Raw genomic sequence first — 23,254 nt, forward strand, 5'->3', positions numbered from 1 at the left:
CCCGGATGGGGAACGGCGGCCTGCTTGTAGTCCGGTTCGGATCGAGGGCTTAGAAGCCGATCACGATCGAGCCGCTGACGGCGCGGGGAGCACCGAACTGCACGAACGGAACGCTCGTGTTGTTCGAGCTGCCGCTGATGTAGCCGACGTAGAACTCGTTGAAGAGGTTCGACACGTTCAGCTGGAAGAAGGTCTTGTCCAGACCGAACTGGGCCAGCGAGAAGCGTGCGTCGAGATCGACCAGCGTGTAGCCGTCCACCTTCGCCGGGAACACTTCGGTTACGACGCCCGAGATCGTCTGCACCAACGGCTCGTTGATGTCGTTGATGTAGCGCGGTCCGGTGTACTTGACCTGCGCGCCGAGTTCGACCGGGCCCAGCGTGCCCTGCAGGCGACCACCGAAGCTCCACTTCGACAGGCCCGACTCCTGCTTGCCGGCGGTCGGCAGGAAGGTGTTCGCACCGGTCTGCAGGTCGTCCTGGATCTCCGAGTTCAGGTACGAACCGAAGACATAGGCCGTGATCTCGCGGATCGGCTGCACCGAGATGCTGCCGTCGAAGCCGTAGCGGTCGACCTTGCCGATGTTGCGCGAGACGCTTTCACCAAGCTCCGCATCGAACGCGGTGGCGATGCGGTTCTTGAACTTGATGTAGTAGCCACCCAGCTGCGCCGTGACGATACCGGAGCGGTAGCGCAGACCGAGGTCGAAGCTGTCCGTGGTTTCCGGTGCCGGATCGGCCCCTTCCGTACCATCGGCGAAGTACAGCGCGCTGTACAGCGTGTCGGTGCCCGGGACCGAGAGGCCCTTCGCGTAGCTGGCGAAGATGCTCGCCTGCGGCGTGATGTTGTAGGTCAGGCCGACGTTCGGAAGCGCACGGTTGTACGTGTAATCACGCGAGCGCGGTGCCGCATAGGTCGGGTTGGCCGCCGCATAGCCGGAGGCGTTGTCCGAGGCGACGCAGTCGACGTTGCCGTTGGCTGCCGTGGTGAAGCAGTTCTGGTTCAGGTCGCGCTTGAAGAACGGTACGCGCAGGCCGAGGTCGAGGACGAGGTTGTTCTCGAGGAACTCGCCGCGGTACTGGCCCGACACCTGGTTCAGGATCGCGTACGACTTGCGATCACGCTTCTGAACGACGTTGCCGTTGAGGTCCGTGATCGGGTCGTTGATCGGGAATACGTCGAACGGTTCGCCGTTGCTGTACAGGAAGCCGGTTTCGCCGGTCTGACGATGGCGCGCGCGATCGTAGGTGTAGGACAAGCGGACGCGGTGTGCGTCGTTGATCTGATACACCAGGTTCGAGATCACCATGTAGCGGTTGGTCACGGTCTGGCTCGGAGCGAGCAGGGTGACGCCGTTGGCGTTGCTGCTGGCGCATGCCGCGCCGCTGGTGCTGCAGGTGTCGAGTACGTCGCCGTCGAAGTTCAGGTCACGGCCGAAGTAGTACTGGCCGCCGATGAAGCCCGTGTAGTTGACGCCGTTGATGGTGCGGACGCCCTCGCGGCCGGTCACCGTGCCGCCACCGTTCGCCTTGGTGTACTGATAGCTGGGATCAACCGTCAGGGTCAGGCCATCGGCGATCGTGAAGCGCGAGGTACCACGAATGTTGCCGGTGTTCGACGGGTTGTAGCGGCGGTCATACTGGGTGCCGCAGCTGTTCGTCGCATCGACCACGCCGGTCTCCGGCGTGTCGGTGCTGCACACCGGAACGTCGTAGCTGGCTTCATCGAAGTTGGTCGGGAAGCGGTTGCCGCTGCCGGTGCCGGTTTCGCGGCCGGGATCGCCACGCAGCGGACCCGAACCGAAGAAGTTGTTGCGAGCCTGGTTGTAGTGGCCTGCGATCGAGATGAAGTCGCCGTTGCCGCCCAGATCCTGGTAGATGCGAGCGTTGTACTGCTGCTTCTTGATGCGGCCGTAGTTGTTGAACGGGTTGTCGTACGAAACCCACGAGGCCGAGGCGAACGCCTTGGTGCCCATGCCGGTGATGTCGCCGGTGTCGATCATGCCGAACACGCGGTGATAGTCGTACTCACCATAGGAAGCGGTGAACATCGCGCCCAGCTCGTCGCCGGGGACGCGGGTGCGCAGGTTCACGGTGCCGCCGACGGCCGAGGCAGTCGGGCTGTCGACGTCGGTCGCGCCCAGGTTGACGCTGACGTTGTCGATGATCTCGCTGTCGACCTGCTGGTTGGTGTAGATGGCATAGTTGCCGCTGTCGTTCAGCGGAATGCCGTCCAGCGTCTGCGAAATGCGCGACGAGTCGAAGCCGCGAATGCGGAAGCCGCCGCCCGACGAACCATAGGGGTCGTTGTTCTGGAAGCTGACACCCGGAACCAGGTTGATGACGTCGTTGATCGTCTGGCCCGGACGCTGCCGCTGGATGATCTCGCTGTCGAGGACCACCTGCGCCTTGGGCTGGTTCGGAAGGTCCACGCCCCCGATCGTGCGATCGGCCCGGCCCGTGACGACGACTTCGCTACCCTCGTTAAACTCCTGCGATGCAGTCGACTGCGCCATTGCGGCAGCCGGAATGACCAGCGCGGCAAAAGCCACGCCTGCAAAAAGCTTCGTACGCATGTGTTCCCCTATCGTGAGCGGATGCTCAGACGCGGTGCCCGTTCACCGTCTGGCCGCCCCGTGGGCGATTCATATGTCCGCTTTGTGACAATGAGGGGAGGGGGAACCAAAAGCTTTTTGCTGCGTTGCACAAACGCCACACTTGGCGGTTCCCCGGAAATTAGCCTGCTGTCGTAACGATTTGCGCCCACTCGCTCTCGTTTACCACGCGGACCCCCAGTTCCGCGGCCTTCTTGAGCTTGGATCCGGCGTTCGCACCGGCGACGACCAGCCCGGTCTTGGCGGACACGGACCCTGCGACGCGCGCGCCCAATGCCTCCGCCTGCGCCTTCGCCTCGTCGCGCGACATCGTCTCCAGCGTTCCGGTGAACACCACCGTGAGGCCGGTTACTTCCGAGTCGCGAATCTCCGGCACGAAGGCGGGCGGCGATACTTCGCCCAGCAAGTCCGCCCAAAGATCCCGGTTGTGGGGTTCTGCGAAGAAGTCGGCGAGCGCGTGGCCCACCGCTGCGCCGACGTTCTCGACGCCGATGTGCTCGGCGATCGCCTTGTCGACGCGCGCCTGGAACTTCTGGTCGCTCTCGCCGACCACCGGCGCCATTCCCTGGCGCAGGGCGATGATCTCGTCGGCCAGCAGCTGGATCGCGGGCAGGGTGGCATAGCGCTTGAGCAGGTCGCGCGCGGTCACGATGCCGATGTGGCGGATGCCGAGCCCGAACAGCAGCCGCACCGGATCGGGCGCCCGCTTCGCCTCGATCGCGGCCAGCAAATTGTCGACCGAGATCTCCGCCCAGCGCTCGCGCGCCAGGATGTCGGCGCGCCGGTCCTTCAGGCGAAAGATGTCCGCCGGCGAATGCAGCAGCCCGTCGCGCACGAACGCCTCGATCGTGGTCGCGCCCAGCCCCTCGATGTCGAGCGCGCCGCGGCTGGCGAAATGCTTGAACCGCTCGACCCGCTGCGCCGGGCAGATGAGGCCGCCGGTGCAGCGGATGTCGACCTCGCCTTCCTCAGCGACGGCATCGGAGCCGCACTCCGGGCAATGGGTCGGGAACGCCCAAGGCTCGCGCGCCACGTCACGGGTCAGGTTGTCGACGATCTGCGGGATCACGTCGCCGGCGCGTTGCAGCACCACGCGGTCGCCCGGCCGCACGCCCAGCCGCGCGATCTCGTCGGCGTTGTGCAGCGTCGCGTTGGTGACGACCACGCCGCCGACCGTCACCGCCTCCAGCCGCGCGACCGGCGTCAGCTTGCCGGTCCGACCGACCTGGATATCGATCCGCTCCAGGGTCGTCTGCGCGCGCTCGGCGGGAAACTTGTGCGCCAGCGCCCAGCGCGGCGCGCGCCCGACCTGGCCGAGCCGCGCCTGCCAGTCAAGCCGGTCCACCTTGTAGACGACGCCGTCGATGTCGAACGGCAGGTCTGCACGCTGCGCCTCGATCGCGCGATAGACGCCCAGCGCCTCCTCGAGCGTCGGGGTCAGCGCAAAGCTGTCGGCGACCGGAAAACCCCAGCCGGCGATCGCCGCCACCACGGCAGCCTGGGTCTCGCCCGGCAGGCTGCTGGTCTCGCCCCACCCGTGCATCAGGAACCGCAACGGCCGGGTGGCGGTGACGCCTGCATCCTTCTGCCGCAACGATCCGGCGGCAGCGTTGCGCGGATTGGCGAACTGGCGCGCCTTGGCCCGATCGGTCGCCTCGGCCAGCAGCCGTGCGTTCAGCGCCGCGAACGCCGCCTTCTCCATATAGACCTCGCCGCGCACCTCGAAGAGCTCAGGCGCGTCTGCGGGCAGCGTCTCGGGAATGTCGGCGATGGTGCGGACGTTCGCCGTCACGTCCTCGCCGACCGCGCCGTCGCCGCGGGTCAGCGCGCGCACCAGCCGGCGGTCCTCGTACCGCAGCGAGCAGGAAAGTCCGTCGATTTTCGGCTCGGCCGTCAGCACCACCGGCGCATCGGCACCCAGCGCCAGAAACCGGCGCACCCGACCCAGGAAATCCGCGACCTCTTCGTCGGTAAACGCATTGTCGAGGCTCAGCATCGGCCGCGCGTGGGCCACCTTGGCCAGGTGCCCGGTCGGCGTGGCGCCAACCTGCCGTGCCGCCGAGTCGCTCAGCACCAGGTGCGGGAAGGCAGCCTCGATCGCCGCGTTCCGCCGGACCAGCGCGTCATAGTCCGCGTCGCTGATCTCGGGCGCATCGGCGTCGTGATAGAGCTGGTTGTGGCGCGCGATCTCCGCGGAGAGCGCGGCGAGCTCCTGGGCGGCGTCCTGGTCGGTCTGGGGCAGCGGGTCCATGCCCGATCGGTACGCACGGCCGCCGCGCCGATCAAGGCGCGCGCACGTCGATGCGACAGCGGTTTTCGTGGCCGCCCCCATGTTGCATAGGGGCGCAAACCCAACATGGACCCGCAATGACCACCATCATCACCGAAGCCGACCTGATCGAAAGCGTCGCCGACGCCCTCCAGTTCATCAGCTACTACCACCCGATGGATTACATCCGCGCGCTGGGCCAGGCCTATGAGGCCGAGCAGAGCCCGGCGGCCAAGGACGCCATCGCCCAGATCCTCACCAACAGCCGCATGTGCGCGGAGGGGCATCGCCCGATCTGCCAGGACACCGGCATCGTCACCGTGTTCGTGAAGTGGGGCCAGGACTGCCGCCTCCAGTCGAACCGCTCGCTGCAGGAAGTCGTCGATGAGGGCGTCCGCCGCGCCTATCTCCACCCGGAGAACAAGCTGCGCGCCTCGATCCTCGCCGACCCGGCCTTCACCCGCCGCAACACCCGCGACAACACGCCGAGCGTGATGCACGTCGAGATGGTGCCGGGGAACACGGTGTCGGTCGACGTCGCGGCCAAGGGCGGCGGCTCGGAGAACAAGACCAAGTTCAAGATGATGAACCCCAGCGACTCGATCGTCGACTGGGTGCTGGAGATGGTCCCGCAGATGGGCGCCGGCTGGTGCCCGCCGGGCATGCTCGGCATCGGCATCGGCGGCACCGCCGAAAAGGCGATGCTGCTCGCCAAGGAATCGCTGATGGGCGCGATCGACATGGCGCAGCTTAAAGAACGCGGCCCCCAGAACGACATCGAGGCGCTGCGCATCGAGCTGTTCGACAAGGTCAACGCGCTCGGCATCGGCGCGCAGGGGCTGGGCGGCTTGTCCACCATCCTCGACATCAAGATCCTCGACTGGCCGACCCATGCCGCGTCCAAGCCCGTGGCGATGATCCCCAACTGCGCCGCCACCCGCCACGCACACTTCACCCTCGACGGCTCGGGCCCCGTCTATCTGGAAGCGCCCAAGCTCGACGAGTGGCCCAAGGTCGAGTGGAAGCCCTCGGCCGAAGCCAAGCGCGTCGACCTCGACACGCTCACGCCCGAAGTGGTGCAGTCGTGGAAGCACGGCGACCGCCTGCTTCTGAACGGCAAGATGCTCACCGGCCGCGACGCCGCCCACAAGCGCATCGCTGACATGCTCGCCCGCGGCGAGGAGCTGCCGGTCGAGTTCAAGGGTCGGGTGATCTATTATGTCGGCCCGGTCGATCCGGTCGGCGAGGAAGTGGTTGGCCCAGCTGGTCCCACCACCGCGACGCGCATGGACAAGTTCACCCGCATGATGCTCGACCAAGGCCTGCTCGCGATGGTGGGCAAGGCCGAGCGCGGCCCAGCCGCGACCGACGCCATCCGCGAGAACAAGAGCGCCTATCTGATGGCGGTCGGCGGCGCGGCCTATCTGGTCGCCCGCGCGATCAAGGGCTCCAAGGTCGTCGGCTTCGAGGACCTCGGCATGGAGGCGATCTACGAGTTCGAGGTGCAGGACTTCCCCGTCACCGTGGCCGTGGATGCGGAAGGGCAGAACGTCCACACGCTCGCGCCGCTCGTCTGGCGCGAGAAGATCGCCAAGGAACGCCTGCTCGAAAACGCCTGACATCGGCCAAGCGGGGAGGCGCGCCACCTCCTCATGGCTCCTGTATCCCTGCGCGAGCCGGGATACAGGAGCCAAGCAGACCAACGGCTGTCATTGCGAGACCCTGGGCTTCTGCCTGCGCAGGAGCCCAAAGGGGCAGGGCGATTACGTCGACGCGTGCAGGCCGCCGTCGATCGGGTGATAGGCGCCGTTGATGTACCCCGCGGCGTCGGACGCGAGGAACGCGACCAACTGCGCCACCTCTTCGGGGCGCCCATAGCGTTTCGCCGGCAGCGCCTTGGCACGCTCGGCCTCCGAACCCTTGCTGCCTTCGTCCAGCGAATCCATCATGCGACTGTGGATCGGGCCTGGGTTGATGCAGTTCACCCGGATGTTCTTGTCGGCGACCTCCATCGCCGCCACGCGGGTCAGGCCCAGCACCGCATGCTTGCTGGCGTTATACGCGGAGGTTCCCGGCGATCCGCTCAGCCCTGCTACGCTGGACGAGTTGACGATCGCGCCGCCGCCCTGCTCCAGCATCACCGGCAGCACGTATTTCAGCCCCAGGAACACGCCGTCGACATTGACCGCCATCACCTTCTTGAAGGCGTCCAGCGGATAGTCGCCGATCGGCTTCACCGGCCCCTCGATCCCCGCATTGTTGAAGAAGACGTCGATGCGGCCGCCGAACGCCCGCTTCGCTTCCTCCACATAGTTGCGCACCGACGCTTCGTCGCTGACGTCCGCCTCCACGATCACCAGCCGATCCGCGTCGATCCGTTCCTTCAGCACGTCCACATTGGCGCCGGCGATGTCCACCGCGACGATCTTTGCGCCGCGTTCGGCCATGAGCACTGCCGTCTCGGCACCGATGGCGCCTGCGGCTCCCGTGATGATCGCGACCTTGTTTTCGAAACTGCGTGCATCCGTCATGGTAGACCTCGTCCGTTGCATGCCAGGATTTCTGCAATGGACGAGGATGCGGCGCGGTTCCCCCACGGCGCCGCACCCCGCGGGCGCTTCGGCGCCTCTCAGGCGGCGAGCGTCTCGCCGCGGTTCGCTTCCGTCACCGCCGCGCGCAGGTCCCGGGCGAGGGCGTCGACCCGGGAGAGGTCCGCATCCCACGCGAACATGAAGCGCGCGCCGCCGCCGATGAAGGTATAGAAGCGCCAGCCCCGCGCACGCAGCCCCTCCAGCACCGCCTCCGGCGCGCGCAGGAACACCGCATTCGCCTCGACCGGGAACATCGGCTCGATGCCCGGCAGGTCGGCGATCGCCGTCGCGAGCCGCCGCGCGCACTCGTTTCCGTGCGCGGCGTTGCTCAGCCACACGCCGCTCTCCAGCATGCCGACCCACGGCGCCGCCAGGAAGCGCATCTTGGAGGCAAGCTGTCCCGCCTGCTTGCAGCGATAGTCGAAGTCGACGGCGAGGGCATGGTCGAAGAACAGGATCGCCTCGCCGGCCGCCATGCCGTTCTTGGTGCCGCCGAAGCACAGCACGTCGACGCCCGAGCGCCAGGTCATGTCGGCCGGCGAGCAGCCGAGCGCCGCGCAGGCGTTGGCGAAGCGGGCGCCGTCCATGTGCAGCCGCAGGCCCAGCTCGCGGCAGGTCGCGGACAGCGCCCGGATCTCGTCCAGCGAATACACCTGGCCGGTCTCGGTCGGCTGGGTGATCGTCACCGCGCGCGGCTTGGGGAAGTGGATGTCGGAGCGGCCGGTCGCGAGCGCGCGCACGGCCTCGGGCGTCAGCTTACCGCCCTCGGTCTGCGCGACCAGCAGCTTGGAACCGTTGGAGAAGAACTCCGGCGCGCCGCACTCGTCGGTCTCGACGTGGGCGGAGGAGGAGCAGATCACGCTGTGGTAGGACTGGCAGAGCGCCGCGAGGGCAAGCGAATTGGCCGCGGTGCCGTTGAACGCGAAGAACACTTCGCAGTCCGTCTCGAACAGCGTGCGGAACGAGTCGGAGGCACGCTGCGTCCACGGGTCCTCGCCATAGGCGGGCACATAGCCGCGATTGGCCTCGTCCATCGCCGCCCATGCCGCGGGACAAATGCCGGCGTAGTTGTCGCTGGCGAACTGCTGGGGTTCTTGGGTCATGCCTTTGTCGTACCTCGTTGGAGAGTCGGTGCGACGCGTGGCTTGGGTCCCGTGGTTTGCCGACCGGCCACATCCCTTCCCGCGAAGCGCGAAGGCACCACCTTGCTCGGGAGCAGGTTGGTGTCGGGGTCGCCCCGACTCTCGATGCTGGCGCGCCTCTAGCAAGCTCGCTGCGCTGCGGCAAGATGGGCGAGCGCCACCGCTTCGTGCTCCTGCGCAGGCAGGAGCCCAGGGCCAAGCAGAACAACAGCGCGTAGCGCTTGGTACCCTGGGCTCCCGCCTGCGCGGGAGCACGGTAAAGGAAGTGCGGAGTCGGGTTCGATCAGTCGACGAAGGCGCGCTCGATCACGAACTGGCCCGGCGCCGCATTGGAACCCTCGACGAAGCCCATGCCCTCCAGCATCGCGGCGAAGTCGCGGATCATTGCCATGCTGCCGCACAGCATGATGCGGTCCGTCTCCGGGTCCAGCTTCTTCGGGCCCTGCACCGGCTCACCGAACAGCGCGGCGCTCTCGATCAGGTCGTTGATGCGGCCGGTGTTGCGGAACGCCTCGCGGGTCACGGTCGGGATATAGTGGAACTGCGCCTGCGCCTCTTCCGACACCAGCGGATCGTCCGCCAGTCGTGACGCGAGCTCGTCATGATAGGCGAGGTCGCTCACCTGGCGCACCGAATGCACCAGGATCACCTGGTCGAACATCGAGTAGACGTCCGGGTCGCGCGCCAGGCTCAGGAACGGCGCCAGGCCGGTGCCGGTCGAGAAGAAGAACAGTCGCTTGCCGCCGGTCAGCGCGTCGGTGACGAGCGTGCCGGTCGGCTTCTTGCCCAGATACACTTCGTCGCCGGGCTGAATCAGCTGCAGCTTGGAGGTGAGGGGGCCGTCCTCGACCTTGATCGACAGGAATTCCAGCTCCTCGGCATAATGCGGGCTGGCGATCGAATAGGCGCGCATGATCGGCTTGGTCTCACCCGGCAGCCCGATCATCACGAACTCGCCCGAACGGAAGCGAAAGCTCGACGGCCGCTCGACCGCGAACGAGAACAGCCGGTCGTTCCAATGGCGGACCCACAGCACCTTGGCGTTCAGGAACGCCTTGGTTTCCGGAATGAGCACGGGTTCGCGGACGTCGGTCATGCACTTCTTCCTTCAGCCGCGTCTGGACAGGCGCGGTTCGTCTTGCCTGGGCTTGTTGCGAGGGCATCGCACTATGGGCTGCACGGCGCCCGGTCAACCAAAGCAAAGCTTGTGCCCCGCGTTGCCGCTGCTTCACCGCATCCCCATATTGGAGGCTTATGGCGATCCAGATCCGCACCAGCCTTGCCGAGCCGGAAACCGGCCCCTCGTTCGTGCCCCACCGGCCGGCACGCCCGCCCAAGGTGGAGGGCGGCAAGCCGTTCAAGCTCGTCTCTGAATATGAAGCGTCGGGCGACCAGCCGACCGCCATCGCGGAACTCGTCGCCGCGGCCGAGGCCGGCGAGCGCGACCAGGTGCTGCTCGGCGTCACCGGCTCGGGCAAGACCTTCACCATGGCCAAGACGATCGAGGCGCTCCAGCGTCCGGCGCTGATCCTGGCGCCCAACAAAATCCTCGCCGCGCAGCTCTACGGCGAGTTCAAGAGCTTCTTCCCCGAGAACGCGGTCGAATATTTCGTCAGCTACTACGACTATTACCAGCCCGAGGCCTATGTGCCGCGGTCGGACACCTACATCGAGAAGGAAAGCTCGGTGAACGAGGCGATCGACCGCATGCGTCACTCGGCCACGCGCTCGCTGCTCGAACGCGACGACGTCATCATCGTCGCGTCGGTGTCCTGCCTCTACGGCATCGGCTCGGTCGAGACCTATTCGGCGATGATCTTCGACCTGAAGAAAGGGCAGGTGGTCGACCAGCGCGAGATCGTGCGCAAGCTCGTAGCCCTCCAGTACAAGCGCAACGACGCCGCCTTCCAGCGCGGCGCCTTTCGCGTGCGCGGCGACAGCCTGGAGCTGTTCCCGTCGCACTATGAGGACAGCGCCTGGCGCATCACCTTCTTCGGCGACGAGATCGAGGCGATCACCGAGTTCGATCCGCTGACCGGCAAGAAGGTCGCCGAGCTGAACTCGGTCCGCGTCTACGCCAACTCGCACTATGTGACGCCCGGACCCACGCTCAAGCAGGCGAGCGAGGCGATCAAGCATGAGCTCGCCGAGCGGCTGAAGGAGCTGCACGCCGAGGGCAAGCTGCTGGAAGCGCAGCGGCTGGAGCAGCGCACCAACTTCGATCTGGAGATGATCGCCGCCACCGGCAGCTGCGCGGGCATCGAGAACTATTCGCGCTTCCTCACCGGCCGCCTGCCGGGTGAGCCGCCGCCCACGTTGTTCGAATATCTCCCCGAAAACGCGCTGCTGTTCGTGGACGAGAGCCACCAGACGATCGGCCAGGTCAACGGCATGGCGCGCGGCGACCACCGTCGCAAGATCACGCTCGCCGAATACGGCTTCCGCCTGCCGTCGTGCATCGACAACCGGCCGCTGCGCTTCAACGAATGGGACGCGATGCGCCCGCAGACCGTCTGCGTCTCGGCAACGCCGGGCGGCTGGGAGCTGGAGCAGACCGGCGGCGTATTCTCCGAACAGGTCATCCGTCCCACCGGCCTCATCGACCCGCCGATCGAGATCAAGCCGGTCGAGGAACAGGTCGACGACCTCATCCATGAGGCGAAGAAGACCGCGCAGGCCGGCTATCGCACGCTGGTCACGACCCTCACCAAGCGCATGGCCGAGGACCTGACCGAGTTCATGCACGAGGCGGGCCTCAAGGTCCGCTACATGCACTCCGACGTCGAAACGCTGGAGCGCATCGAGCTGATCCGCGACCTGCGCCTGGGCGTCTATGACGTGCTGGTCGGCATCAATCTGCTGCGCGAGGGCCTCGACATCCCCGAATGCGGGCTGGTCGCGATCCTCGACGCCGATAAGGAAGGCTTCCTCCGTTCGGAAACCTCGCTCATCCAGACGATCGGCCGCGCCGCTCGCAACGTGGAGGGCCGCGTGATCCTCTATGCCGATCGCATGACCGGCAGCATGGAACGCGCGATCGCCGAGACCGACCGCCGCCGCGAAAAGCAAAAGGCGTACAACCTCGAGCACGGCATCACGCCGACCACGATCAAGCGCAACATCGGCGACATCATCGCCCATGTCGCGTCCAAGGATCAGGTCACGGTCGAGATCGACGAGGAACGGCCGCACATGGTCGGCCACAACCTGCGCTCCTACATCGAGAGCCTCGAGAAGAAGATGCGCGAGGCCGCCGCGAACCTGGAGTTCGAGGAAGCCGGGCGCCTGCGCGACGAGATCCGCAGCCTGGAAAACGAGGAACTCGGCCTCCCGGTGGCGGAGCACAAGGCGCCGGTGATGGGCCGCTCCAACGAGGGCAAGCCGGGGACGCGCAAGACCCGCTACGGCAAGCAGCAGAAGACCCGCATGAGCCACCGGCGGGCCTAGCCGGGTCGCGGCGCAGGAGGGGGCGGCACGCAGGCGACGCGATGGCCGCGCGCCGGCCTTCTCGTCAGAACGTCACGTATAAAGCGGTCATCAGTCCGTGCTCCATGACGTCCGGGTCGTCGTCGTTGAAGCGATACTGGTTCATGTAGCCGAGCTGCGCGCTGAGGTTCTTCGTGACCGGCACGGTGGCGATGGCCCAGTTGCGCATCCGCTCATGTCCCCGGTCCTGGAAGCCGGTGCTGTTGAGGTTGAAGTAGCTTTCGTGCGCCAGACGCAGTTTGACGTCGCGGTAGACGGGCAGGGTATAGGTGATCTCCGGACGAACCCGGTGCCCCGTCTCGCTGTCGTCACTCCGGAAACGCTGCTCCAGGCGAACGCGACCCGCCAGCTGACCTGAACCCAGCTTCGCGATCGCGAACCCGACCTGCTGGCGCGGCCGCCATTCCGTGTTCTGAACTTTGCCGCCGCGCGGCCGGACCACCCGGTTCAGGCCGCCGGTCAGGGTGACCCCGGTCGCGACCTGGACCGTGAGTGCAGCGAGATACTGGCTTTCGTACAGTTCGCCGCTGTCATCGCTGAACCGCTGGTTGGTCTCCAGCTCCAGCTTGAGCCCTTCGCGCAACTCGGTGGAGGCGTTCGCCGTCAGCCACAGCTGCGCGTCGTGCTCCTGCGCCGCCGCCGGAGTGGCAGCGGCCGCCAACGCGAGCGCCAGGGCAACGGAAAAACGCAATTCGGGCCTCCTGCCGATCTCGGCGCCTGCCCCTCTGCGCCCAAAGCGTCGCGCGGACAACGGGGATGCTGCACACGCCGGCGTGCCCGGAAAAGAAGATCAGGGACGGGTGCACGGGATCTTGGATACTGGCGCTGGACGCACCGGGAGGCCTCCAGAACCACTCCGCCTACGTCTGCCCACCCGGCAGGCGAACGATCCCGAAGCCCAACGCGAGTCCAAGCAAAATCCCGGCTGCCATATTGTCGATGAGCGCGCCGAAGATGATGCCAGCGCAAAGTCCCAGCGGAAACCCCAAACCTTTCCCCTTAGCCACGCGGCCTCCCTTTGCGAGTCTGGCTGCTCCCGGACGCCCCATCAGAGGGAAGGTGCGGGTCCACGTCAAGTCGTCCAGGAGACCTTTCCTCCCATGCCTCTGCTATTCGGCGGCTGCATTAGTAGCGCTTGTTCAAGCTGGTCGCAGCGACTTTCGTGGCATGGTGCACTGCTGTGGCATGAATTCAACAAGGGATCTTGCGCCTTTACAGTCGCCGAGGTCTATTCTGCCTGTTTCGATTGGCAGGCGAGAGGAACTGCCCGCAGGCCGGTAGGAGGGACGTGGCATGCAGATGGGGCGTTCACAGCGCAGCCCTCGCCGTGCGGCAAGGACAGCACGGTGGATCTTGCCGGTGGTTCTCCTCTCGACCGGTATGTCGACCGCTCAGGCGCAGGATCTGCCGAGCCCGGCTACATCCGAGGAAGTCGAGGCGCTCGGGGACCAAGAGATCGTGGTTCGCGGCATGACCGAGCATGAGCAGGCGAGGGCGATCGCGCGTTACGTCGACGGACTGACGCGCATTGCCCCGTTCGATCCGCTCGCGCGGTACGAGCCGGATGTTTATTGTCCCGCCGTCTTCGGTCTCAGCAAGGCACGAGCGGAACAGATCGTCGCCCGCATGCGACTGGTGGCCGAAGAAGCCGGCGTCAGACCAGCGGCGCCGGATTGCGCGCCGAGCGCCTTCGTTTTCCTCGTCGACGACACGCGCTCCTTCCTCAAGCTGTTCAAGAAGAAGTGGCCTCTCTTCTTTGCGGGCGCCGCGGACGCGCCGTCGGCGGATGTGAAGGGAAGGGGGGTCTCCTGGCAACTCACCCGTGACTTTGACCCCCAGCACATGCCGCTCAGGAGCAAGGGGTTCGGCATTCGGGTGGTGTCAGGGTTTCAAGGGGGATCGCGCATCCTGTCCATGATGAGCCGAGCCGTGGCAGCTTCAGTCGTCGTTGTAGAGCGAGACTCGCTTGTGGGCCTGTCGGGTACTCAGATCGCCGACTATGCGCTGATGCGCACCTTGACGGATGCACGCTCCAGCGACCTGCGCGACACCGGGCAGTTCAGCATCCTCGGCGTGATCGACACGCCGATGGGCAGCGCGGCGCCCGCTTCCTTGACGACCTGGGACTTCGCCTACCTCAAGGGTCGCTACAAAGGAGATCCAAGGTTTTATGGAGCTCGGCAGGCAAGCATTATTCGTGCTGCCATTCGTCGGGAGCTGAAGCGACGCAGCTTTCAGACCCCCTAAGGCCCGCCTTCCTTCCCTGAGGATGGGGCGCAGCAATCCCCGCAGTCGGGCGCTGCCTCGCCGGTGAATTTCTGCCTCACCGCGCACCTGTTGCAACTCTGCAACGCTGTCACAGAACGTTCATCATAGCGTCATCTTGGGCTTGAAGGGAAACGGAACAGGTTCTTTTATGTCCCTTCGGGCCCGTTCTGGGCTGGAATTTGGGGGCATTGTGAAATCTTATAATCTGTCCGCCGCAGCGGCGCTTCTGCCGCTCGCGATTGCATCTGCTGTTCCGAGCTATGCACAGACGACCACCGGTGCCGACGCCACGCAGGTCGACGAGGCAACGAGCCCTCAGTCGCCAAACGCGGGCGCCGACGCCGCTCCGGGCCAGATCGTCGTTACCGGTTCGCGCATTCGCCGCGACGAATTCTCGGTTGCCGAGCCGCTGACCGTCATCGGTCGTGACGAAATCACCCAGGCCGGTTTCGCCAGCGCGGCCGACGCGCTGCAGAGCGCGGCCGTGACGCAGGGCGCTTCACAGATCAACAACGCCTATGGTGGCTTCGTCACCGACGGCGGCACCGGCGCCAACACGCTGGGTCTGCGCGGCCTCGGGCCGGCACGCACGCTGATCCTGCTGAACGGTCGTCGTCTGGCACCGGGTGGCACCCGCGGCTCCCTCGTTGCAGCCGACCTCAACGTGCTGCCGAACGCGATCATCGACCGTATCGAAGTGCTGAAGGCGGGTGCGTCGTCGGTCTATGGCTCCGACGCAGTCGCAGGCGTCGTGAACATCATCACCGATCAGGCGCTGACCGGCCTCCAGCTGGATCTTCAGACCAATGTTCCGCAGGTCGGGGCCGGCATCGACCGGCGCGCCAGCGCTTCATTCGGGGTGACGACCGATCGCCTGAGCATCATCGGATCGGTCGAGTATCGGAAGCGTGAGGCACTCGCACGCAACGACGTTCCCTTCTTCGACTGCCCCATTGGCGGCTTCCTGGATGGCGAAGGTTCGGAATTCGGTTCCGGTGACGCCTTCCCGCCCGGCGATCCCCGCGCCTGCTTCACGCTCGATAACGGCGGCGTCACCATCAACACCCTCGGGTTGCCGACGCGCGATGCGATCGGCCGCACCAGCGGTGTGGTCGGGCGGTTCAACCGCTTCGTCCCGGCGCCGGGTGTCACCACCGGTCCGTTCCCGGGCTATCTGGGCGTCGGCAACTATGACCGCGACACCTTCGATCCGATTCAGGAGGAAGAGCCGCTCATCACCGGTGTGAAGACCTACACGGGCTACCTGTCGGCTACCTACAAGCTGAACGGCCTCGGCAATGCGGAAGTCTATGGCGAACTGCTCGGCACCCGTCGCAAGTCGTCGTCGCCTCTCTATCGCCAGCTCTCGCTCGACTATCTCCAGGGTAGCCCGCTGCTTCCGGCCGATCTCCGCAACGGCTTGTTCGCGAACCCGACGGTCACGTCCAGCGGCCGCAACATCGCGGCGCGTGCCTTCATCGGCTACGGGCTGACGGCGTCGGACCAGACCGTGGACTACGTCCGTGCGTCGGGCGGCATCCGGGGCGACTTCTTCTTCGAAGGCTGGCGCTACGATGCATACGTCGGCAAGTCGTGGAACGATGGCACCTACGAGGCGGAATCGTTCCTGTCCGATCGACTCGCGAACTCGCTCAATGTCGTTGCAAACGCCGATGGCAGCTTCAGCTGCGCCACCCAGGCGGCAAATCCGACCTGCGTCGCGGCTCCGGCGCTCAGCGCCGCGGTTATCGGCGGGAACCTTCCGGCCGAATTCCGCAACTACATCGTTGCGAACACCATCGGTAAGACGCAGTTCCGCGAAACCACCTATGCGTTCGGCATCGATGGTCCGCTGTTCACGGCTCCCGGTGGTGACGTCCAGCTGGCCCTCGGCGTCGAGCACCGGCGTCAGAGCATCAATGACCAGCCCGATCCGAACTCGGTCAGCGGCAACCTGTTTGGCCTGACCGCAGCGATCCCGACGGTTGGCAAGGACAACGTGAAGGAAGCCTTTGGCGAACTGTACGTTCCGCTGCTTGCGGATAAGCCGTTCTTCTATCGCCTGAACTTCACGGGGTCCCTCCGGTACACGGACTACGCCTCCTATGGCTCCGACTGGACCTACAAGGTCGCGGCGGAATGGGAGCCGATCCGGGGCTTCGGTCTGCGCGGCAGCTACGGCACGTCCTACCGGGCGCCGGCGCTTGCTGAACAGTATCTCGGTGCGACCAGCGGCTTCCTCGGCTCGAACACCGATCCGTGCAGCGCGCTGCCGGTTCCTGGCGAACAGTCTCCGAACCAGCAGATCATCGCCCGGAACTGTGCCTCGATCGGTCTTCCGGCCGACTTCGAGCAGCGCAATGGCGTGACGACCTACCGGGTCGGCGGTGCGCAGGCCGGCCTGAGCGCGGAAACCTCGACCAACTGGACGATCGGAGCCGTGGTCCGGCCGAGCTTGCCGGAATCCGTGGGTTCGCTCTCGCTCTCGCTCGACTATTTCGACGTGAAGGTGGAGAATGGCGTCGCGGATCTGGATGCAAGCACCATCCTGAACCGCTGCTACAGCACCCAGAACTTCGATCCGACGGCAGGCTTCTGTCGCTTCGTCGAGCGTGACAGCAACGACGCGCTGACGGTCACGAGCAGCTTCGTGAACCTGTCGGAGAACATCGTGAAGGGCTACGAGTTCAACGGCCGGTATGCACGCGATCTCTTCGGCGGCCGCTTCATCCTGAACGCGAACGTGACGAAGTACACCGAGCAGTCGACCCGCCTGTTCCCGGAAGAGTATCTCACCGATGCCAACGGCATCGTGACGTCGCCGGACTGGGTTGGCAGCTTCGATGCCACGTACCGGATTGGCGAGGTGACCTTCCGCTACGGTCTCGACTGGATCGACGGCGATCACTCGAAGACCTATGACTACTTTGCCTTCGACAACCTGACTGGCGTCAGCGATCCGGAAACTGTCCAGGCCTACCGCGACAGCTATTACCTGGAGGTGGACGACTACTTCCTCCACTCGCTGTCGGCTCAGTTCAACATCGAGAAGAAGTATCAGTTCACGGTCGGTGTTCGTAACCTCCTGAACACGGCACCGCCGCGGATCAGCGCAGTTGGGTTCACCACCGTCGGCAACGCCCCGCTCTACTCGGGCTACGACTATGTGGGTCGCACCTTCTTCGCGAACCTCAACATGAAGTTCTGATTTCCCGCAGGACGCGAATACTGGAATGGCCCCGAGATTTCGGGGCCATTTTTTTTGCCGAGACATTCCCGACGCTGAGGAGAGGCGGGATCGTGCTGCGGCTCAGGACGGGATCTACATCGTCGGCTCTATGGGCGCTTGCCTCGGCCGGTGCGGTGCTGCATCCCTGCAACACAGTTGTATTTGGGGGGATCCACTTGCGCGTTCGACTTCTCGCCGTTTCGGCCGCGGCGCTTCTGGCAGGCTGCGCCACGACTCCGCCGCTTGCCTCTTCGCCGCCTTCCGTCGCCGCGCCCGAGGCTGCGCCCGTGGACGCCGCCACGGCCCTCCACGCGCTGTTCAAGCAGAGCGACGAGGACAATCTTCGCCGCAATCCGCTCAACGCGCTGTTCCGCGGCGACATGCGCTATGCCGACCAGCTCGGCGACATGATCAGCGACGCCTATTTCGACGCGGAGCGGGCGGCCGGCGAGCGGGACCTGGCGGCGCTGCGCCGCATCGATCGGGCGGCGCTCTCGCCCACCGATCAGCTCGCCTACGACGTGTTCCGTTGGCAGACGGAACTCGGGCTGCGGGCGCTCGGCCCCGACATCCTGCCGCTGTCGGTGGTGCGTCCGATCGACCATTTCACCGGCATCCACACTTTCTACCCCGATCTCGCCTCGGGCCAGAGCGCGGCGCCCTTCAAGACGGTGAAGGATTATCGCGACAGCATCAGCCGCCATCACCGCTATGCCCAGATTCTGGACGCCGCGATCGGCCGTTTCCGCCAGGGCATGGCGGCCGGCGTCGTCCAGCCCAAGCTGGTGGTGCGCAACGTCATCGACCAGCTCGACCTGCAGCTGGCGCAGGGCGTCGAGGGTTCGACCTTCTATGCGCCGCTGAAGGCGTTCCCAGCGGACATTCCGGCGGCCGAGCAGGCGCAGCTGCGCACCGAGACCGCCGCGGTGATCCGCGACGAGATCCGCCCGGCCTACCAGCGCCTCCGCGACTTCCTCGCCAAGGAATATCTGCCGGCTGCGCGCGAGGGCGTCGGCCTCGTCCACATGAAGGGCGGGCCAAAGCTCTACGCCTTCCTGATCGAACAGAACACGACCCTGCCGCTGTCGGCCGACGACGTCCACGCCCTCGGTCTCAGCGAAGTGGCACGCATCCACCGTGAAATGGAGGCGGTGAAGACCCAGGTCGGCTTCAAGGGCACGCTGCCGGCCTTCTTCGAATTCCTGCGCACCGCTCCCCAATTCCGTCCGGCCAGCAAGCAGGCGCTGCGCGACGAATATTATGCGATCGGCAAGCGGGTGGACGCGCGCGTGGGCGAAATCTTCTCCACGCTTCCCAAGACCGCGCTCGAGATCCGCCCGGTGCCCGACTATCGCGAAAAGACCGACGCCGGCGGCTCCTACATGCAGGGCGCGCCGGACGGATCGCGGCCGGGCACCTTCTACTACAACACCTACGACCTCCCGTCGCGCTCCACCTGGGGGCAGGAGACGCTCTACCTCCACGAGGGCGCACCCGGGCATCACTTCCAGATCAGCCTCGCGCAGGAGAATGCCGAGCTTCCCAACTTCATGCGCTTCGGCGGCAACACCGCCTATGTCGAGGGGTGGGCGCTCTACGCCGAAACGCTGTGGGACGAACTCGGCATGGAGACGGATCCCTACCAGCGCTTCGGCGGCTTGAACGACGAGATGCTGCGCGCGATGCGGCTGGTCGTCGACAGCGGCATCCATGCCAAGGGTTGGACCCGCGACCAGGCGATCCAATACATGCTCGACAACAGCTCGATGGGCCGCACCGACGCCACCAGCGAGGTCGAGCGCTACATCGCGATGCCGGGCCAGGCGCTCTCCTACAAGATCGGCCAGCTCAAGATCCTGGAACTGCGCGCCAGGGCCGAGCAGGCGCTGGGTGCGAAGTTCGATCTCAAGGAGTTCCACGGGCAGGTGCTGATGACGGGCTCGCTGCCGATGAACATCCTGGAGCAGAAGATCGACCGCTGGATCGCCTCCAAGCGCGGTTGAGGCGAACGTCCCGGCGCGGGATCGGCAACGGCGCTGCCGCGGTGCCGCTCCCGCCCGGGACTCACCGAGCTAGGCGATCGCGTCGATCCACCCCGGCAGTTCGGCGAGGCTTCGCAGCTGGCAAAAGCGCGGGTGCTCGGCGGGCAGCTGTGCGTGCTCGTGCGACCAGGCGCCCTCCTGCGGGATGAACGCCGCCCAGGCGCCGGCGTCCAGGGCCGGGTTGATGTCGGACCGCAGCGAATCGCCGGCCATCACCGCCTCCTCCGGCGCGACGCCCTCCCGGGCGAACAGCCGCCGGAAGGTGTCGGCCGTTTTGTCGCTGACGATCTCGATCCCGCTGAACCGATCACCGAGTCCCGATGCGGCGAGCTTCGCTTCCTGGTGGAGCAGGTCGCCCTTGGTCACCAGCACCAGACGGCCTCGGTCTGCCAGCTGTTCCAGCGTGTCGGCGATCCCTTCGAACAGCTCGACGGGGTGGGACAGCAGCGCACGTCCCGCCTCTAGGATGTCGGCGATCACCGCCTTGGGCAGCGGGTCGTCTGCCAGCTCGATGGCCGTCTCGATCATCGACAGCGTGAAGCCCTTGGCGCCATAGCCATAGAGCTTCAGGTTGCGCGCCTCGCAGGCGTTCAGCCGCTCGCGGGCGATGTCGCGAGCCGCGAACGGCTCGATGAGCGCGAGCAGCGCCGCTTCGGTCGCGTGGAAGTGCCGCATGTTGTGCCACAGCGTGTCGTCGGCATCGAGGCAGATGAGCTTGATCGTCATGGCGTCCGGATAGCGCAACCCGGCCGGCCCACGCCATGCATCGGACGAACGGGGCGAACCGCATCTGCGGCGAACCGCTCGCCGCGCGATGGAGGGACGGGTGGTTGAGCCGTCCGCCGGCTTCGCCCATAAGCCAGGCATGCGTCGCGTCGTCCTCATCCTGCCGCTGCTGGTCCTGACCCAGTGCGTCCGTCCCTCCGAACCGCCGCCGGCCCCTCCGCCGCCCGCGCCGGTCGCCGCTGCGCCCGTCGCACCGCCGGCGCCTCCGCCGGTCGGCGACTGGCGCGACTGGCCGGTCACCCGCGGCGACTGGCGCTATGCGCAGGACGGGCAGGGCTCCGTCGCCTCCTTCGGCACCCCCGGCGCCGCACCCGTGCTGACGCTCCGCTGTGATCGGGCGCGCCGCCAGGTGACGCTAACCCGCACGGGTGCCGCCGCGCCCGGCGCCGCGCTGACGATCCGCACCTCCAGCACCGCGCGCACCCTTCCGGTGACGGCGGGGGCGGGCACGGTCGCCGCCGCCCTTCCCGCGCAGGACCCGTTGCTCGATGCGATGGGCTTCAGCCGCGGCCGTTTCATCGTGGAGCTGCCCGGCCAGGCGGCATTGGTCGTGCCTGCCTGGGCCGAGGTGCTGCGCCTGACGGAGGATTGCCGCGGGTGATGCGGTCGCGGGCAGGGCTGCTCGCGCTCGCGCTTGCGGGCTGTTCCAGCGAGCAGCCCGCACCCGCGCCCAGCCCGACGCCGCAAGCCGCTCCCGAACCGGCCCCCGCGCCCGCGCCGATCGACGTCGGCGCGCTCGCGCCCGGCGAGTTGCCCGCGCCAGAACTGGCCGGCGTCGCGCCTGCCTCCGGACAATGGCACACGGGCAAGGGCAACGCCCGCTTCGTGGACGCGGGCGGCACTGGGGCCTTCGCGCTCCGCTGCGATTCTCCACGCGGCCAGCTCGTCTTCCTGCGCAGCGGAACTGCCGATGGGGGCACCATGCTGCGGATCGTCACCGGCATGGCCGCGGCCTCCTATCCGGTGGTCGCAAGCGGCCGCAGGGTGGAGGCACGCGCCAGCATCGACGATCGCTTCCTTGCCGCGCTGCAGAAGGTGAAGGGCACGATCGGCGTGTCGCTGGGGGAGGGGCCGGTCCTTGCCGTCCCGGCCGATCCCGCGATCGCGGCGGTGATCCGCGCCTGTCGCGGCCGCTGACCCGGACAGGCGGAAGAAGGTCGTTGAATCTGCCGCGCATTACAAGACTTGTTTGCAGGGGCGCGGTGTCACACATTCGGGTCGTGATCGCAGCAGCGGTCACGCTCTAGCTCAACTAGCGAAAGGAGGTGATCCGATGTCTCATGGTTCAGCAGTGGGGTCGGTTCAGTTCGTTCGGGAGACGCGCCGCTGAACGGCGGCCCGGTCGCATGACCGGGCGTCGTAACGCGGTTCGCATGGTCTCCCGGGCTGGAGCTTCCGGCCGCTGACCATGCTTGAGGTCGTCGGGCCCCTGCGGGGGCTCGGCGGCCTCTTTCATATCTACGGCGCACGCGCCGAGCGGGACGGGATTACACGCGTCGGGAAAGCCGCTACGGTGCGGCCGAAAGGACATCCGCACTTGGACCATTTCGGTATCGCCGAATCCGTTCCCGCCCCTTCTTCCGCCACGACCGTGGTCGAACCGGCGCTGCCCGAGCCGGCGGAGGGCGCCCCCAAGGAAGAGCTGCGCCGCGACCGCCTGCTCGCCGCGCTCACCTTGATCGCGGGGGCCGGCCTGGTCCTCGCCCTGCCGTTCGCGCTCAAGGCGGGGTCGCGCTTCTTCCTGCCGCTCACCGCCGCCATCGTCATCGCGATCGCGCTGGTGCCGCTGCTCGAGTGGCTGGAGCGCCGCCGGCTGCCAGCCCCGCTCGCCGCCTTCGTGTGCGTGCTCCTGTTCCTGGTCGTCGCCAACGGCGCGATCGCCTCGATCGTGCTGCCGGCCTGGGGCTGGGCGGAGATCCTGCCCGAGCGGATCGAGCGCGTGCAGCAAAACATCGCCCCGCTGATCGACTTTTATTCCAACCTGGAGCGGTTCGTGAACGAGCTGCTCGCCAACGTGGCGAACACGCCCGTTCGACAGACCGGCACCACCGCCGAGCGCCCGGCATCGCTGCTCGATTTCACCGCCAGCACGGCGCCCTCCGCGCTGATCGAGATGTTCTTCGCGATCCTGGTGATCTACTTCTTCCTGGCCGGCTGGACGCGGCTCAGGCGCTCGGCGATCACCAGCCGCACCAGCTTCGGTGGCGCGATGGCAACGGCGCGGGTGATCCAGGACGTGGTCGACTTCACCTCCGCCTATCTGGGCACCATCTCGTTCATCAACCTCACGCTCGGGCTGCTGGTCGCGGGTGCCTTGTGGTTCGTTGGGATGCCGACGCCGCTCATGTGGGGCGGCATCGTGGCGGTGCTCAACTACATTCCCTATTTCGGCCCCATCCTGTCGGCGGCGCTGCTGGCGCTGGGCGGGCTCATGACCTTCACCGACGTCTGGTGGGCGCTGCTGCCGGCCGCGATCATGGTCGGCGCGCATCTGGTGGAGGCAAACGTCGTCACCCCGCTGATCGTCGGCCACCGCCTGACCATCAGCCCGCTCATGATCCTCGTGGCGCTCAGCTTCTGGGGATGGGTGTGGGGAACGCCCGGCGCGCTGCTCGCGGTGCCGCTGCTCATCATCATCCAGACGGTCGTGAAGGCGGCCGGCAAGCCCGACATCGCGGGCTTCCTGTTCGAGCACGGCACGCTCGTGAACGACGTCGCACCGCCCGGCACCCCGGTTCAGGCCGGGAACGCGTCGGCCGGCGAAAAAGCCGATGGGAAGGCGGTTGACAGGTCCGGAGCCCTCGCTTAGAGGCCGCCTCCTCGCAAG

At 66.6% G+C, this 23,254-nt stretch carries 15 protein-coding genes and 1 riboswitch; of the genes, 8 read left to right on the forward strand and 7 right to left on the reverse strand.

What is annotated here, in order from left to right; translation table 11 throughout:
- Positions 1-49: 49 nt before the first annotated feature.
- Positions 50-2,575, reverse strand: a complete 2,526-nt coding sequence (locus tag ABDZ92_RS15640) for a TonB-dependent receptor (protein WP_125960078.1) — start codon at positions 2,573-2,575, stop codon at positions 50-52.
- Positions 2,576-2,735: 160 nt separating this feature from the next.
- On the reverse strand, positions 2,736-4,865 hold the full coding sequence (gene ligA / locus ABDZ92_RS15645; RefSeq protein WP_125960077.1) for an NAD-dependent DNA ligase LigA: 2,130 nt from the start codon (positions 4,863-4,865) through the stop codon (positions 2,736-2,738).
- A gap of 116 nt (positions 4,866-4,981) precedes the next feature.
- Here ligA and ABDZ92_RS15650 point away from each other — a divergent pair, with 116 nt between their 5' ends.
- Positions 4,982-6,502: a fumarate hydratase gene (locus ABDZ92_RS15650; protein ID WP_125960076.1), complete on the forward strand. Its 1,521-nt coding sequence runs from the start codon at positions 4,982-4,984 to the stop codon at positions 6,500-6,502.
- A 144-nt stretch (positions 6,503-6,646) separates the two neighbouring features.
- Here the strand turns inward: ABDZ92_RS15650 and ABDZ92_RS15655 are convergent, their stop codons facing one another.
- The 3 genes from ABDZ92_RS15655 to ABDZ92_RS15665 all read right to left on the reverse strand — a co-directional run bounded on the left by ABDZ92_RS15655 (position 6,647) and on the right by ABDZ92_RS15665 (position 9,712).
- A complete protein-coding gene (locus ABDZ92_RS15655; protein ID WP_125960075.1) occupies positions 6,647-7,414 on the reverse strand; it encodes an SDR family NAD(P)-dependent oxidoreductase in 768 nt (255 codons plus the stop codon).
- A gap of 98 nt (positions 7,415-7,512) precedes the next feature.
- On the reverse strand, positions 7,513-8,577 hold the full coding sequence (locus ABDZ92_RS15660; protein WP_125960074.1) for a threonine aldolase family protein: 1,065 nt from the start codon (positions 8,575-8,577) through the stop codon (positions 7,513-7,515).
- A 42-nt stretch (positions 8,578-8,619) separates the two neighbouring features.
- Positions 8,620-8,730: riboswitch (SAM-I-IV-variant riboswitch) on the reverse strand.
- Between the two features lie 169 nt (positions 8,731-8,899).
- Positions 8,900-9,712: a ferredoxin--NADP reductase gene (locus ABDZ92_RS15665; protein ID WP_125960073.1), complete on the reverse strand. Its 813-nt coding sequence runs from the start codon at positions 9,710-9,712 to the stop codon at positions 8,900-8,902.
- Between the two features lie 158 nt (positions 9,713-9,870).
- On the opposite strand from ABDZ92_RS15665, the gene uvrB reads away from it, so the two are divergent.
- Positions 9,871-12,063, forward strand: a complete 2,193-nt coding sequence (gene uvrB / locus ABDZ92_RS15670; protein ID WP_125960072.1) for an excinuclease ABC subunit UvrB — start codon at positions 9,871-9,873, stop codon at positions 12,061-12,063.
- A gap of 64 nt (positions 12,064-12,127) precedes the next feature.
- On the opposite strand, the gene ABDZ92_RS15675 is transcribed toward uvrB, so the two are convergent.
- On the reverse strand, positions 12,128-12,793 hold the full coding sequence (locus ABDZ92_RS15675) for a DUF2490 domain-containing protein (RefSeq protein ID WP_164521219.1): 666 nt from the start codon (positions 12,791-12,793) through the stop codon (positions 12,128-12,130).
- 668 nt (positions 12,794-13,461) lie between these two features.
- Here ABDZ92_RS15675 and ABDZ92_RS15680 point away from each other — a divergent pair.
- The 3 genes from ABDZ92_RS15680 (at position 13,462) to ABDZ92_RS15690 (ending at position 19,602) form a co-directional block, all read left to right on the forward strand.
- On the forward strand, positions 13,462-14,349 hold the full coding sequence (locus ABDZ92_RS15680) for a hypothetical protein (RefSeq protein ID WP_125960070.1): 888 nt from the start codon (positions 13,462-13,464) through the stop codon (positions 14,347-14,349).
- Between the two features lie 211 nt (positions 14,350-14,560).
- Positions 14,561-17,578, forward strand: coding sequence for a TonB-dependent receptor plug domain-containing protein (locus ABDZ92_RS15685; protein WP_125960069.1), 3,018 nt, complete (start codon positions 14,561-14,563; stop codon positions 17,576-17,578).
- 197 nt (positions 17,579-17,775) lie between these two features.
- The gene (locus ABDZ92_RS15690; protein WP_125960068.1) at positions 17,776-19,602 is read left to right on the forward strand and encodes a DUF885 domain-containing protein; all 1,827 of its coding nucleotides are present in this window, start codon (positions 17,776-17,778) and stop codon (positions 19,600-19,602) included.
- A gap of 69 nt (positions 19,603-19,671) precedes the next feature.
- Here the strand turns inward: ABDZ92_RS15690 and ABDZ92_RS15695 are convergent, their stop codons facing one another.
- Positions 19,672-20,367: an HAD family hydrolase gene (locus ABDZ92_RS15695; protein ID WP_125960067.1), complete on the reverse strand. Its 696-nt coding sequence runs from the start codon at positions 20,365-20,367 to the stop codon at positions 19,672-19,674.
- 139 nt (positions 20,368-20,506) lie between these two features.
- Here ABDZ92_RS15695 and ABDZ92_RS15700 point away from each other — a divergent pair, with 139 nt between their 5' ends.
- The 3 genes from ABDZ92_RS15700 (at position 20,507) to ABDZ92_RS15710 (ending at position 23,236) form a co-directional block, all read left to right on the forward strand.
- On the forward strand, positions 20,507-21,028 hold the full coding sequence (locus ABDZ92_RS15700) for a hypothetical protein (protein WP_125960151.1): 522 nt from the start codon (positions 20,507-20,509) through the stop codon (positions 21,026-21,028).
- Positions 21,028-21,564: a hypothetical protein gene (locus ABDZ92_RS15705; RefSeq protein WP_125960066.1), complete on the forward strand. Its 537-nt coding sequence runs from the start codon at positions 21,028-21,030 to the stop codon at positions 21,562-21,564. The genes ABDZ92_RS15700 and ABDZ92_RS15705 overlap by 1 nt, the downstream gene beginning before the upstream one ends.
- 454 nt (positions 21,565-22,018) lie before the next feature.
- Positions 22,019-23,236, forward strand: a complete 1,218-nt coding sequence (locus ABDZ92_RS15710; protein WP_241211794.1) for an AI-2E family transporter — start codon at positions 22,019-22,021, stop codon at positions 23,234-23,236.
- The last annotated feature ends 18 nt before the right edge of the window (positions 23,237-23,254 follow it).

Source organism: Sphingomonas molluscorum (assembly GCF_039522995.1).
Taxonomy (GTDB): Bacteria; Pseudomonadota; Alphaproteobacteria; order Sphingomonadales; family Sphingomonadaceae; genus Sphingomonas; species Sphingomonas molluscorum.

What these genes read in the sequence shown, in the direction of transcription:
- ABDZ92_RS15640 (WP_125960078.1), bottom strand. Translation starts at nt 2,575, where the DNA reads ATGCGTACGAAGCTTTTTGCAGGCGTGGCTTTTGCCGCGCTGGTCATT.
- ligA (WP_125960077.1), bottom strand. Translation starts at nt 4,865, where the DNA reads ATGGACCCGCTGCCCCAGACCGACCAGGACGCCGCCCAGGAGCTCGCC.
- ABDZ92_RS15650 (WP_125960076.1), top strand. Translation starts at nt 4,982, where the DNA reads ATGACCACCATCATCACCGAAGCCGACCTGATCGAAAGCGTCGCCGAC.
- ABDZ92_RS15655 (WP_125960075.1), bottom strand. Translation starts at nt 7,414, where the DNA reads ATGACGGATGCACGCAGTTTCGAAAACAAGGTCGCGATCATCACGGGA.
- ABDZ92_RS15660 (WP_125960074.1), bottom strand. Translation starts at nt 8,577, where the DNA reads ATGACCCAAGAACCCCAGCAGTTCGCCAGCGACAACTACGCCGGCATT.
- ABDZ92_RS15665 (WP_125960073.1), bottom strand. Translation starts at nt 9,712, where the DNA reads ATGACCGACGTCCGCGAACCCGTGCTCATTCCGGAAACCAAGGCGTTC.
- uvrB (WP_125960072.1), top strand. Translation starts at nt 9,871, where the DNA reads ATGGCGATCCAGATCCGCACCAGCCTTGCCGAGCCGGAAACCGGCCCC.
- ABDZ92_RS15695 (WP_125960067.1), bottom strand. Translation starts at nt 20,367, where the DNA reads ATGACGATCAAGCTCATCTGCCTCGATGCCGACGACACGCTGTGGCAC.
- ABDZ92_RS15700 (WP_125960151.1), top strand. Translation starts at nt 20,507, where the DNA reads ATGCGTCGCGTCGTCCTCATCCTGCCGCTGCTGGTCCTGACCCAGTGC.
- ABDZ92_RS15705 (WP_125960066.1), top strand. Translation starts at nt 21,028, where the DNA reads ATGCGGTCGCGGGCAGGGCTGCTCGCGCTCGCGCTTGCGGGCTGTTCC.